The 12,987-nt window shown below is 72.2% G+C and carries 12 protein-coding genes; 7 read left to right on the top strand and 5 right to left on the bottom strand.

All coding sequences use genetic code 11. The features are described 5' to 3' along the window. The first annotated feature begins 172 nt into the window (after positions 1 to 172). From SPR02S_RS64350 to SPR02S_RS20930, 3 genes are read left to right on the top strand one after another with little or no spacing between them, the layout of a single operon-like run. Entirely contained in the window at positions 173 to 406 is a 234-nt protein-coding gene (locus SPR02S_RS64350) for a hypothetical protein (RefSeq protein WP_019058953.1), read from the top strand. Beyond that, entirely contained in the window at positions 403 to 1,110 is a 708-nt protein-coding gene (locus SPR02S_RS20935) for an RNA polymerase sigma factor (protein ID WP_019058952.1), read from the top strand. Before SPR02S_RS64350 ends, SPR02S_RS20935 begins: the two co-directional genes overlap by 4 nt. Beyond that, a complete protein-coding gene (locus SPR02S_RS20930; RefSeq protein ID WP_019058951.1) occupies positions 1,107 to 3,152 on the top strand; it encodes a M48 family metalloprotease in 2,046 nt (681 codons plus the stop codon). The genes SPR02S_RS20935 and SPR02S_RS20930 overlap by 4 nt, the downstream gene beginning before the upstream one ends. A 31-nt stretch (positions 3,153 to 3,183) precedes the next feature. Here the strand turns inward: SPR02S_RS20930 and SPR02S_RS20925 are convergent, their stop codons facing one another. The 5 genes from SPR02S_RS20925 to SPR02S_RS56040 form a co-directional block, all read right to left on the bottom strand. Further along, positions 3,184 to 3,639, bottom strand: a complete 456-nt coding sequence (locus tag SPR02S_RS20925; protein ID WP_019058950.1) for a J domain-containing protein — start codon at positions 3,637 to 3,639, stop codon at positions 3,184 to 3,186. Further along, positions 3,636 to 4,265 carry a hypothetical protein gene (locus SPR02S_RS20920; RefSeq protein ID WP_019058949.1) on the bottom strand — a complete coding sequence of 210 codons (630 nt, stop codon included), beginning with the start codon at positions 4,263 to 4,265 and terminating at the stop codon, positions 3,636 to 3,638. Before SPR02S_RS20920 ends, SPR02S_RS20925 begins: the two co-directional genes overlap by 4 nt. A gap of 190 nt (positions 4,266 to 4,455) precedes the next feature. Beyond that, entirely contained in the window at positions 4,456 to 5,274 is an 819-nt protein-coding gene (locus SPR02S_RS20915) for an MIP/aquaporin family protein (protein WP_106436991.1), read from the bottom strand. 11 nt (positions 5,275 to 5,285) lie between these two features. Beyond that, the gene (locus tag SPR02S_RS20910) at positions 5,286 to 6,023 is read right to left on the bottom strand and encodes a YoaK family protein (RefSeq protein ID WP_019058947.1); all 738 of its coding nucleotides are present in this window, start codon (positions 6,021 to 6,023) and stop codon (positions 5,286 to 5,288) included. Between the two features lie 193 nt (positions 6,024 to 6,216). Further along, positions 6,217 to 7,167: a LysR family transcriptional regulator gene (locus tag SPR02S_RS56040; RefSeq protein ID WP_019058946.1), complete on the bottom strand. Its 951-nt coding sequence runs from the start codon at positions 7,165 to 7,167 to the stop codon at positions 6,217 to 6,219. A 152-nt stretch (positions 7,168 to 7,319) separates the two neighbouring features. Between SPR02S_RS56040 and SPR02S_RS20900 the strand changes: the two genes are divergently transcribed. The 4 genes from SPR02S_RS20900 to SPR02S_RS20885 all read left to right on the top strand — a co-directional run bounded on the left by SPR02S_RS20900 (position 7,320) and on the right by SPR02S_RS20885 (position 12,959). Further along, the gene (locus SPR02S_RS20900) at positions 7,320 to 9,260 is read left to right on the top strand and encodes an amidohydrolase (RefSeq protein ID WP_019058945.1); all 1,941 of its coding nucleotides are present in this window, start codon (positions 7,320 to 7,322) and stop codon (positions 9,258 to 9,260) included. Positions 9,261 to 9,432: 172 nt separating this feature from the next. Next, positions 9,433 to 11,073, top strand: a complete 1,641-nt coding sequence (locus SPR02S_RS20895; protein WP_019058944.1) for an MFS transporter — start codon at positions 9,433 to 9,435, stop codon at positions 11,071 to 11,073. A gap of 77 nt (positions 11,074 to 11,150) precedes the next feature. After that, positions 11,151 to 11,399 (top strand): Atu4866 domain-containing protein, encoded by a 249-nt coding sequence (locus tag SPR02S_RS20890; protein ID WP_019058943.1) that lies wholly within the window; start codon positions 11,151 to 11,153, stop codon positions 11,397 to 11,399. 12 nt (positions 11,400 to 11,411) lie between these two features. Further along, entirely contained in the window at positions 11,412 to 12,959 is a 1,548-nt protein-coding gene (locus tag SPR02S_RS20885; protein WP_019058942.1) for a Na+/H+ antiporter, read from the top strand. Positions 12,960 to 12,987: the final 28 nt, after the last annotated feature.

The following is a 12,987-nucleotide window of genomic DNA, read 5'->3' as shown; positions in this document are numbered from 1 at the left end:
ACGGCCTGCTCGCCCGGCCGCGACAACCCGGCACCGGGCGGGGACCGTACGAGCCCGACGGCGCCGCGGCCATGGGGGCCAGGATTCTGAATTGCCGTCCCGGGTAAACCAGTTGGGCACTGGTGGCTGTATCAGGGTGTCGCTGCTGTGATCCTGTGGAAGGGACCCTGAGATGGTTGTCGAACCTGTGGTGGTGGTCGTGGTGCCGGCCTGTACACAGTTGGTGTACGCGCTGGCGGTGCTGTGGACGCAGCCGGTGCGGGAGCGTGCGCGGGCGCACGCGCTGGCCACGGTCGTGCGGGCGGCCGGGCCCGGTGGCACGGTCGAGGTCACGCGCGCCGACGGCGAGATGCTGATCGCGCGTTCGGCGGCGGCCGTCGAGCCGGCCGGGGCGGAGCACCGGTGAGCGTCGAACAGGCCCCGGGGCCACGGGACTTCGAGACCTTCTTCGCGTGCGCGTACGGCCGGGTCCTGGCGCAGGTGATCATGCTCTGCGGCAGCCGCGAGGACGCCGAGGACGTCACCCAGGAGGCGTTCCTGGAGGCCTACCGGGCCTGGGACCGCATCGCCGGGTACGAGCTGCCCGAGGCGTGGGTGTACCGGGCCGCGGTCCAGCGGCTGTGGAAGGCCCAGCGCAGGCGCAGAACGGGCCAGGACCGGCTGCCGGATCTGCCGGTGCCGGTCCGGGCGAGCCCCCAACAGAGCGCGGAGGCACGCGAGGCGCTGCGGCTGCTGGCCGCCCTGCCGCCGCGGCAGCGGGTCACGATGGTGCTGTTCTGTCTGCACGGCTGGTCCCAGAACGAGATCGCCAAGACGCTGCGGATGACGCGCGGCGGCGTCGCCGCCAACGTCTCCAAGGCACGCCGGACGCTCAAGGAGGCGCTGGACATGGCCGCGGACGACACGAGCAGGCACGACCCGTTCATGTCCGACCCGGAGCCGGCCGGTCCGGGCCGGCCGGCCGCGAGCCGCGTCGGCCTCGGCCGGGACCCCGTCGTCCTGGCCCTGCGCACCGCGGAGGCATGGCTGCGGGCGGCTTTCGAGGCGGACCCGGAGATGCTCGCCCGGGCGCGCGCGGCACTGGACCGCAGACGGGGAGAGAGCCGGTGACGACTGTCCTGGGGTGGTTACGCGGGCTGTTCGCCGTGGGGATGCTCGCCGGGTTCTACGTCGTGGCGTTCACCCTCCTCGCGGCCGACGCGGCACTCGTCTGGCTCACGCTGTGGGGGATGGTCGAGTTCCCCTCACGGGCCGGCAACTGGTCCCTCGCACTGGCCGGCAGCATCCCGGCGGCCTCCGCCCTGCTGTACGGAATAGGCACCGTGAGCCGCACGGAGGAACCCCCGCCCGACGCCGTTTTCCTGCGCCGCGCCGACGCGCCCGGCCTGTGGCGGCTGGTCGAGGAACTGTCCGGACAGCTGCGCACCCGGCCGCCCACCCGGATCTACCTGACGTCGCAGGCCAACGCGTCGGTGTCGGAGGACGCCCGACTGCTCGGCTTCGCGGTCGGGGAGCGGACCATGAACCTGGGCGTTCCGCTGCTCCGCTGGCTGAAGCCGGAGGAACTGCGGGCCGTGCTCTGCCACGAACTCGGGCACTACGCGGGTCGGCACACCCGGTTCGGCGCGATCACCTACAGAGGGGCCGCGTCGCTGCGCTCCACCCTGTTCCGGCTGCGCATGACCGCACAGTCGGACCAGGGCCGGGTCGGGTACGCCTGGCTGTACCAGGCGGCGATCGGCGCCTACGCCTGGATGTACCTGCGGCTGTCGCTGGCGGTGCGCCGCCGCCAGGAGCTGGAGGCGGACGCCGAGGCGGCAGCCGTGGTCGGCCCCGAGGTGACCGCCCGGGCGCTGCGCGCCGTCCACGCGCTCGGCATCACCTGGGCCGGGTTCGAGAGCCGGTATCTACGGCCCGTACACCGGCTCGGGTTCGTGCCCGAGGACGTGTTCGAGGCGTTCACCGCCATGATGGGCGACCCGCCGGTGCGCGAGCGGATGGCCGAACTGCGCGCGCACCCCGTCGAGTTGGACCGTTCCCCGCTGGACTCCCACCCACCGCTGGCCCGACGGCTGGCCCTGATCGAGGCGCTGCCCGCCACGCCCCCGAGGACCGTCGCCGAGGAGGGCCCGCTGATCGCGGAGACGTCACCGGTGACCCGCGTGCAGCGCAAGATGCTCGGCGAAAGCGGGCACTCGGCGACGGCACTGCCGCGGTCGGCGTGGGCCGACCTGGCCGCCGAGGCGTTCGCCATCGAACTCGCGAGCCTCCTGCTCGACGCGGCGAGCGACACCCACGCGCTCGCGCGCCCCACGCTCGCCACCGTGCTCGGCCTGCTGGAACGCGGGCAGCAGACAGAGCTGACCCGTCGTCTCACCGACGCACCCGAGCCCGAGGAGCAGCTCACCGAGGCCCTGTACGCGCTGACCGGGCAGGCACTGGCCGGCGCGGGCCGCGCGCGCTGGGTGCTCAGCTGGACCCAGGGCTACCTCCTGGACTGCCCCCGGGACCCGCGCGGGCGCCTGGACGACCTCGTCGCGGCCGCCGCACGCGACAAGGCGGCGGTGCCGGCCCTGCGCGGCGAACTCGCCCGCCTCGGCCTGGACATCGGGGCACCGGTCCCCCTGGCCCTGCGTACCGTGGCCGCACCGGCCGGCCCGACAACGGCCCGGCGGAGTACCAGGAGCGCGTCGAACCTGGTCGTCCAGGAACTCGCGCGGCAACGCACGGTCGGCAAGGTGACCATGGGTGCCGTGGCCGTGGCGGGCGTGGTGTGGGGGATCGCCCTGTTCGGCTCCGACTCCTCCGAGCCCTACACGCAGTCCTACCGACTGCCGACGGCGGCAGTCTCGATGTACACGGCGTGGCCGAGCTACCCCGATCTCGGGCCCACGCCGAGCTACCCCGCGCGGCTTCCTGTGCCGATCATGACCGGGCCCATCCTGCGGCCGACGCCGTCCCTCTCCTTCCACATCCATTTCGTCGTACGCGGTGACACGCTCTCCGCGATCGCCTGCGAGTACGGCACGACCGTCGAGGACCTGCAGGAACGCAACGACATGGGCAAGCGAACCGAACTCAGCGTGGGACAAATGCTGTTGGTACCGGCGAAGGGGGAGGGCTCCGGGATCGTGGCAGCGGACTGCCGCTGACCGGAGCGGGTCGGCGGCGGCCCGAAGCGGGTCAGTGTCGGCGTCGCTTCGGCCGCGGTTCGTCGACGGGCCGCCACCAGGCGAACCGGTCGGCCCGCCGCCACGAGGACTCCGGATCGTGCGCCGGGAAGGAAACGGCGTGCACCCCCTGGTCACGGGCGGGGCCCGAGGGGCCACCCGTGCGGGGGCCGGCGCCGGAGGCCCACTCGAAGGGGTCGGCTGCCGGCGGCGGCGGCGGCGGTTCGGCGGAGGCTCCGGGCGCGCTGCGTGGCGGGGCCGCGCGGCGCCGGTCGTACGCCTTGCGCCGCACCGGGTCGGACAGCGTCTCGTAGGCCCGGTGCGCGTCCTGGAAGGCCTCCGTGTCGCCGCCACGGTCGGGGTGGTGGGTCAGCGCCCTGCGGCGGAACGCGCGCACGATCTCGGCCCTGGTGGCGTCGGCCGGGATACCGAGCACCGCGTAGAAGTCCGGTTCGTCCGCCGCGGTCACCGTGCCGCGACCTCGGCCTGCCGGCAGATCAGCCGCCACGACGCGCGGTGCGCGGGACCGGACAGACCCGAGCCGTGCCCCGACACGAAGGTCACCCACCGGCGCCCGGCCAGGAAACACCAGACGTCCAGCTCGTCCTCGTTCCCGGAGTAGAAGTGGTTCCCCCGGGCGAACGTGTCGCCGTTGACGAACGGCCGCTGCAACCGTGCCTGTGCCTCCACGGGCAGATTGCCGAGAAAACCGCGTAAGCGCTCCGGCAGCGGCAGTTCCGCGTCGTACCCCTGCGGCTCGTCGCCGCCCGGCAACGCGGGACGACCGGAGCGCGGCCGTCTCGGCTTCTGCACGACCACCGCGTGCCGCAACGACGACGGCACGAACGGCAGGACCGTGATCGACTGCGCGGGTCCGCCCCGGTCGTTGACGGTCGGCGTGGCCACCGCGAGGCCCCGCTCACCGAACACCACCGGGTACGGGCGTTCGCGGTCCGTGGGGTGGCAGTACGCCCACCACTCGACGATCGGACCGACCCTGGTCACCATCCGGTCGCGGGCCGCCGTGCTCAGCTGACGCCACCAGTACTCACGGCCGGGCCGGTCGACCAACCCGAGCGTCGCTGCGTCGTGCACCGGAGCATCCACCTCCGCGGCACGCCCCGGAACAGGAAGCGGTCCGGATCCGCGATCCACCGAACCGGCCTTCCGCCGAGGTACGGGTTGCGACGCCATACGGGACCTCCCAGGGCGCGGACGCGCCGACACCGGGCGTCCATTGTGGCCGTGCCGCCGCCACCGAGGAAGAGCGCGGCAAGAGCTTCGGCTACGGCCGGGAGGTCGGCGCCGGTTCCTTCGCGGCCGGTGCCGGTGCGGTCGTGCGACGGCGGGAGTTGATCCCGTTGATCACGACCGTCGCCGCGAGCGCCCCGAGCGGCGGGGCGAGCAGATAGACGGGCAGGAGCGAGGGTGCCCCGGCGAACACCGCCGGGCCGAACTCCCGTGCCGGGTTGGCGATTCCGCCGGACAGGGTGCCGAACCCGATGATCTGGGCGGCGATCATCGTGCCGACCGCCCAGGGGGTGAAAGGGTCAAGTCGGCGGCTGGATACGCCGATTCCGGCGACCGCGACGATGACGAACATCGTGGCGGTCTCGATCACGGCGACGAGTGCCCAACTCCAGCCGGGAGCAGGGCGGATGACGGCGAAGTCCACGGCCGGGGAGGCGAACACCGGGCCCCAGACCAGTCGTCCGGCCGCGATGCCGAGCAGCGATCCGATCAGTTGACCGGCGATGAACGGCGCGACATCGCGGCCCGGGGTACGGCCGTAGCGCCACATCGCGAGGGTGATCGCCGGGTTGATGTGGCCGCCGGTCACCTTGCCCCAGGGGGAGAGCATGACGGCGGTGACCGTGTAGCCGGAGAGCGGGGCGACCGCGAGGAGTCTGCCCTCCGGGGTGTTCCACCAGCCGCCGTTCGCCGGGTCGAGGGTGCCCAGCAGCCAGCGGACCGTGGTGGCCACGACGAACAACATGGCCGCGGTGAGGGCGAGTTCGAGGAGCGCGGAGTGAAGTGTGCGCTGCCATGGGGGAGTTGCGGACGCGTCCTTCGCTGCGGCTTCCTTCGCCGTGGCTGTCTTCATGGAGGTTCTGGTCACAGCGGCTTCGTCCATGAAGCGTCCGAGCGGGTCAGCACGAACGCGGTCACGGAGGTCGCCACCAGCAGCACCGCGGCGAACAGCAGGGGCAGCGCCCGGCCGCCGTGTTCGACCGCGACGGCACCGGCCAGACCGCCGGCGAACATCGCCGCGGCCGAGAGCACGCGACGGCCCACCTTGCTGCCCTTGCCGCCCGCGAGGCGGCTGTCCGCGGCGACTCCGGTGATGGTGAGCGTCAGCACGGTCGTGGTCAGGTCGGGTACGGCCAGCGCGCGGGCGGTGGCGTTCTGCACGCCCATCGCCAGGCCGAGGAGGGCGATCAAGGAGTACTGGACGGCCGTGGTCACGTGCGAGGTGTCCGTGGCCTGGGCGACGACGTACGCCGCCAGGACCAGGGTCGTCTCCAGCAGCAGCGCCAGGTGCAGGACCCGTCCCCGGTGGGTGCCGGCACCGTGCGCGAGCCGTCCGCCGAGCAGGGCGCCGAGGGCGAACGCGGCCAGCGCGGCGAGGGAGGCGACCAGGGAGAAACCCGCCGCACCGGCGATCGCGAAGCCGGAGAAGACGACGTTGCCGGTCATGTTGGCGACGAAGACATGGCCCAGGACGAGATAGCTGAAGGCGTCCACGAGCCCGGTCACCACGGTCAGCGCGAGCATCAGGGGAGGGAGCGGGCCGTGCCGGTCCTCCATGTCGGGGACGACCGTGGTCCACGCGTCGCGCAGTACGGCAGACATGGCATTGCTCCCATTCGCTGGAGGGCTACTTCGCTGGAGGGCTTCTACGCTGGAGGGCTTCGGTCTCCCGGCTTCGGCCTCCCGGCTTCCTTCTCCGAGCGTCGCGCCAGGGGAGCGTCACGTCCAACATATGGATGCGGGCGCAGCGATCGGCATCAGAGATTGATCGCCCGAGCCTTTGGGGCCTCTCCGCTCAGTCCCTGATCGCGTGTCGCTCCACCACTTCGAGGAACGCCGCCGCGGCCGGTGCCAGCCGCTTGCTGTCGTGGACCGCACAGATGGTGTGCACCGCCGCCTCGTCCGCGATACGCAGCGCGCGGGCGCCGTACGGCAGGGCGTCCTTGGTGTCCGGGGGGTTCTGGTCAGGGGGGTTCTGGTCCGGAACGGGGTCGAGGAACACCGACGACCGCGGTACGACCGTCACGCCGATGCCCCGCGCCGCCAGCCGGATCATGTCCTGTATCTGGCCGACCTGGAAGTGCTGGCCGGGTTCCACTCCGGCGCGGGCGAACGCGGCCAGCACCTGGCGGCGCAGGCCGCTGCCCCGGGTGAACTGGATGAGCTGGTGGCTCTCCGGCAGGTCGGCCAGGTCCACGGCCTCGCGGTCGGCCAGCGCGTGGTCGGCCGGCACGATCAGGACGAGGGGGTCGGCCGCGAGGACCTGGTGGTCGAGCCCGTCCGGGATCTGGCGTGGGCCCAGGCCGACGATCGCGATGTCGAGGTCCCCGGCCAGCACCGCGGCGGCCATCTCCGCGCTGGGCGCGTTGGTCACATGGAAGTCGATGCCCGGGTAGCGAGCGTGGTAGTCGGCCATCACCTCGACCAGGTCGACCGAGGAGGCCCGCGTCTGCACGAGGCCCAGGCGCAGCCGCCCGCGCCGCAGCCCGGACAGGGCGTCGAGCGCGGCCTTGGCGGTGTCGACGTCGGCGAGGATGCGGCGGGCCAGCGGTTCGAGGAGCTCCCCGGCCGCCGTCAGCCGTACGGAACGGCTGGTGCGGCTGAACAGCTGGGCGCCCACGTCCTTCTCCAGCCGGGCGATCTGCTGGCTCAGGGCGGACTGGGCGACGTAGCAACTGGCCGCGGCCTGCGTGAAGTTACGGGTCTCGGCGACGGCGAGGAAGTACTTCAGGTGCCTCAGGTCCATCCCGCGCCCGTCCTTCCATCCAGCTGCTTCGGCGATCAATACAAGCGGAACCATGTGTTGGACCGATCCATTGTCGCAGACCTAGCGTCGGGGGTGTCGCCGGACGACCGATCCCTCGCCTCCCTTCGCCTCTCCTGCTCCAAGGAGCCTCCATGTCCAGCAGCACCATGCCTGTGGGCACCATGCCCGTGGGTGGCATACGCCCCTACGACGGAGTCCAGCACCCCGCGCAGCTCGTCGTCCGCAACGCCCGTATCCACACCGGCGACCCCGCCCGCCCGGCGGTGTCCGCCGTGGCCATCACCGACGGTGTCTTCGCCGCCGTAGGAGACGACGCGACCGTCGCCCCGCACATCGGCCCCGCCACTCGCGTCGTGGACGCGCTCGGCCGGCGGGTGATCCCCGGGCTCAACGACTCCCATCTGCACGTCATCCGGGGCGGGTTGAACTATCTGCTCGAACTGCGCTGGGACGGCGTACGGTCGCTGCGGACCGCGCTGCGGATGCTGCGGGAGCAGGCCGAGCGCACGCCAACCGGTCAGTGGGTGCGGGTAGTTGGAGGGTGGACCGGGGAACAGTTCGCGGAGAAGCGGCTGCCGACCGTGTCCGAGTTGAACGCCGCCGCCCCCGACACCCCTGTGTTCGTCCTGCACTTGTACCAGTCGGCGATCCTCAACCGGGCCGCGCTGGAGGCCGTCGGCTTCACGCGGGACTCGCCGAATCCGCCCGGTGGCGAGATCGTCCGTGACTTCGCGGGCAACCCCACCGGTGTGCTGCTGGCCGCGCCCGCCGCCGGGCTGCTCTACTCCACCCTCGCCAAGGGGCCGATCCTCGCCCCCGAGGACCAACTCGGCTCCACCCGGCACTACTTGCGCGAGCTGAACCGCTTCGGCATCACCAGCGCCATCGACGCGGCAGGCGGTTTCCAGAACTTCCCCGACAACTACGCGGCCGTCACCGAGCTGGCGGAGCGCGGTGAGTTGACCGTCCGTATCGCCTACCACCTCTTCCCGCAGACCGCCGGGCAGGAACTCGACGACCTGCGCCGCTGGATCGGCATGGTCAGCCCCGGCGACGGCGACGCATGGCTGCGCTGCAACGGCGCCGGCGAGAACCTCGCCTGGTCCCCGGCCGACTTCGAGAACTTCGCCGAGCCCCGCCCCCAACTCACCGCCCGCGCAAGGGAAGACCTCGACGCGGCGGCCCGGCTGCTGCTCGACAACGGCTGGGGATTCCGCCTCCACGCCACCTACGACGAGACCATCCGCCAGGACCTCGACGTCTTCGAGAAGATCGCCGCGGACGGCGGATTCCCGGACGGGACACGGTGGTTGTTCGACCACGCCGAGACCGTCAGCCAGAGCAGTCTGGACCGGATCAAGGCCCTCGGCGGCGCGGTCTCCGTGCAGAACCGCATGATGTTCCAGGGCAAGGCCTTCATCGACCGCTACGGTGCCGAGCGCGCCGCGACCGCGCCCCCGATCCGCGCCATGCGCGACACCGGCCTGCTGGTCGCCGCCGGCACCGACGCCACCCGCGTCTCCAGCTACAACCCCTGGTTGTCCCTGTCCTGGCTGGTCACCGGCCGCACCGTCGGCGACCTCCTCCTCTACCCGGCCGAGAACCGCGTGGACCGTTCCACCGCCCTGGAGATGTACACCAGCGCGGGTGCCCACCTCACCGGCGAGGCCGACCTGAAGGGCACCATCACCGAGGGCAAGTACGGCGACCTGGCCGTGCTGTCCGCCGACTACTTCTCCGTCGCCGACGAGGACATCGACCGTATCGAGGCCCTGGTGACCGTGGCCGGCGGCAAGGTCGTGTACGCGGCGGGCGACTACGAGAACATCGCCGCCCCGCTGCCGGAGATCAGCCCGGCCTGGAGCCCGGTGGCCCGCTTCGGCGGATTCCAGGCGGCGACGGACGTACGGCAGACGGCGTCCGGCGCACGGCAGGCCCGCGCCTTCGTGGACGCCGCCGCCGACTCCGAGGAGCAGCGCGCCTGGCGAGAGGGGCGCGGCGACTTCGAGCGCGTACCGCAGGTGCCGCACCAGGTCGGCGGCGCGCTCGATCCGCTCGACGGCTGCTTCTGACCGGCCTTTGGACAGGCCGTTGGACCGGCCGTTGGACCGGTCCCACAACGGGTCCCACGGTCGGTCCCAGGGCCGGTCCGGCTTTACGGCGGCTTGGTGGCCCGACCCGCACCGAGCTGCCGTACCTTCTTCTCGACCAACCGACCGCACCCCTCGCCCCAGGAGCCGCAGCATGAGCGCGAGTACTTCGACGGGGAACAGCGCGCGGTCCGCCTCGGCCTGGGCGCCCTTGGGCCGGCCGGTGTTCCGGGCGCTGTGGATCGCCCAGTTCGTGTCGAACATCGGCACCTGGATGCAGACGGTCGGTGCACAGTGGCTGTTGCTCGGGCACGGGGCGACCATGGTGACGTTGGTCCAGACGGCGTCGAGTCTGCCGATCGTGCTGCTGGCGCTGCCCTCGGGTGTGCTCGCGGACCGGTTCGACCGGCGCGGGCTGCTGCTGGCGGCGCAGGTCGCGATGTTCGCCGTGTCGGCGGCGCTGACCGTGCTGGCCTTCGCGGACGCGCTGTCCGCCGTACCCCTGCTGGCGCTCACCTTCCTCCTCGGCTGCGGGACCGCCCTGATGGGGCCGTCGTGGCAGGCCATCCAGCCGGAGCTGGTGGAACGGGAGCAGTTGGGGCAGGCGTCCGCGCTGGGCGCGGTGAACATGAACCTCGCGCGTGCGGTCGGTCCGGCGCTCGGCGGTGTCGTGGTCGCGGCGGCCGGCGCGGGCTGGGTGTTCGGCTTCAACGCGGTGTCATTCCTCGGGATCGCCGCCGTACTGGTGCTGTGGCACCGTCCCAAGACCACCGTCCCCGCCGGCGAGCGGGAACGGCTCCTGACCGCCCTGTATGCGGGTCGCCGCTACGTTTGGAACGCTCCAGGCATCCGCCGCGTCCTGCTGCGCACCGCCCTGTTCATCCCCGGTGCGGCGGCGCTCTGGTCCCTGCTCCCGCTCATCGCCGCCGACTCCCTCGGACTGGGATCGGGCGGCTACGGCCTGCTGCTCGGCGCGGTCGGTGTCGGTGCGGTCGCGGGCGCGTTCGCTCTGCCGTGGCTGCGCCAACACCTCGGTATCAACGGCATCTTGGCCGCCGGCGCCGTCATGTTCGCGCTCGTCCTCCTGGTCCTCGCGACCGTGCACGTCACCTGGGTCGCGGTCCTCGCGCTGCTGCCCGCCGGAGTGGCCTGGATCGGCGTCCTGTCCACCCTCAACGCGGCGATGCAGACCCGGCTGCCCGGCTGGGTCCGAGCCCGCGGCCTCGCCGTCTACCTCCTGGTCTTCCAGGGCGGCCAGGCCGTCGCCGCCCCCGTCTGGGGCGCCCTGGTGCAATGGCTCGGCCTGACCACCGCCCTCCTCATCGGCACCGCCACCATGCTGCTGAGCGCGCTCAGCCTCTACCGATGGCGGCTCTACGGCATGGAGGGAATCGATCCGACGCTCTCCGACCACTGGCCGACCCCGCCGCTGGTCTTCGTGCCCGGCCCCTCCGACGGCCCGGTGCTGGTCTCCGTCGTGTACCGCGTCGCACCGGACGACAGCGCGGCGTTCATCGACGCCATGGACCGTGTCGCCCAGTCCCGCCGCCGTACCGGCGCCATCACCTGGGGCCTCTTCCAGGACGGCAACGAACCCGGCCGGTTCATCGAGAACTACCTCGTCGGCTCCTGGGCCGAGCACCTCGGCCAGCACCACAACCGGCTCACCGCCACCGATCGGAGCTTCGAGGACCGCGCCCGCGCGCTGCTTCTGCCCGGCACCGCCCCCGAGGTGACCCACGCCTTCGACGCCGCCGTTGGACCGGTCCTGCCCACCTCGGAGAAAGCTTCCTGAAGACCTGAAGGTGGGTGCAGGACACCCAGGAGAGGTGTGGCCTGGTTACCCCCGCGCGGGAACGCGACGGTGGAGCCATGAACACGAACGCAGCACCGCACCCCTTCGTCGGCACGTGGGTGACCGCCGACGGGCACATCCGGCAGGAACTCCTCCCCAACGGCCGCTACGACGAGGCCCGCGGGAACCGGCCAAGCGCCTACACCGGCAGCTACACCGTCACCGGCGACCACATCGACTACGTCGACGACACCGGCTTCACCGCCACCGGTGACGTCCGGGACGGCGTGCTCTTCCACGAGCACCTCGTCCTGTACCGCGCGTAACCCGGCACGGCCATGGACAGCCTCGAACTGATCGTCGTCGTCGCGGCGGCCGTCCTGCTCATGGGCTGGCTGTCGCGGCGTACGGGCCTGAGCGAACCTCTACTGCTGCTCGCCGTGGGGTGTCTCGTGGGGCTCACCCCGTCCTTCTCGTCGTTCGCGCTGTCCCCGGACGTCGTCCTGTTCCTCTTCCTGCCCGCGCTGCTGTACTGGGAGGCGCTGACCTCCTCGGTGCGGGAGATCCGCAACAACTTCCGCAGCATCGCCCTCCAGTCCACCGGGCTGGTCCTCGCCACCGCCGTCGCGGTCGCCGTCGTGGCCCACGCGCTGGGCTACGGCTGGCCGATCGCCTTCGTCCTCGGTGCCGTCCTCGCTCCGACCGACGCGGCGGCCGTCGCCGCGGTCGCCAAGGCCACGCCGCGCCGCATCCTGACCGTGCTGCGCACCGAGAGCCTCCTCAACGACGGGACCGCGCTGGTCCTGCTGGCCGTGACCATCGACGTCGTCACCGACGAGCACCCCTTCTCCTGGTCCGGCACGGCCCTCGCCTTCGTCGCGTCCTACGCCGGCGGCATCCTGATCGGCGCGGCGGTCGCGTTGCTCCTGATCCCGGTCAGGCGTCGGCTGCCCGAGCCGCTGCTGCACAGCGTGCTGAGTGTCGCGACGCCCTTCCTCGCCTATCTGCCGGCCGAACTCCTGCATGTGTCCGGTGTGTTGGCGGTCGTCGTCTGCGGTCTCGTGTCCGGGTGGTTCGGGCCGCGGGTCATCGGGTCCGAGGCCCGCATCCAGGCCATCGCCTTCTGGGAGGTGGCGAGTTACCTGCTGAATGGTGCCCTGTTCGTCCTCGTCGGCATCCAACTGCCCGCCGCCGTCCGGGCGTTGACGTCCGTGTCCCTGGTGCAGGCGACCGTCGCCGCCCTCGCGGTGAGCGTCGCGGTGCTCGGGACCCGGCTGCTCTGGTTCTACTCGGTGCCCTATCTGGTCAGGCTCCTGGACCGGCGTCCCCAGCAGCGGGACCGCCGGATCACCGCCCCGCAACGGCTGCCGCTGGCCTGGGCGGGGATGCGCGGCGCCATCTCGCTGGCCGCCGCGCTGACCGTGCCCGCCACGACCGCCGAGGGTCGCATCGTCGGGCAGCGGGACGCCGTCGTGTTCATCACCGCGGTCGTCATCGTCGTCACCCTCACGTTCCTCGGGCCCACTCTGCCGACCATGGTCCGCCGGGCCCGTTTCCCGGCCGACGAGGACAAGAGCGCCGAACTCACCCTGGCCCGCTGCCGGTTGAGCAGCGCCGCGCTGGACGCGATGCCGGCGCTGGCCGAGCGGTTCGGGGTGGCCGAGGAGGACACCCTGCGCATGGTCCGGGACATCGAGGACCGCACGGCCCCCGCACCCGGCTCCGCGCACCGCCGCGAGAGCGTACGGCGCCTCCAACTCGCCCTGCTCCAGGTCAAACGCGACACCCTCACCGACCTGCGCGACAGCGGCCGTATCGACGACATCGTCCTGCGGGCGGTCCAGGAAGTGCTCGACGTGGAGGAGATCCGGCTCGGGAGGCCCTGAGTCGGGGCGGCCGTCCTGGGTGCGGCGC

The organism is Streptomyces prunicolor NBRC 13075 (assembly GCF_000367365.1).
Taxonomy (GTDB): domain Bacteria; phylum Actinomycetota; class Actinomycetes; order Streptomycetales; family Streptomycetaceae; genus Streptomyces; species Streptomyces prunicolor.
This window is presented reverse-complemented; position numbering and strand designations above follow the sequence as displayed.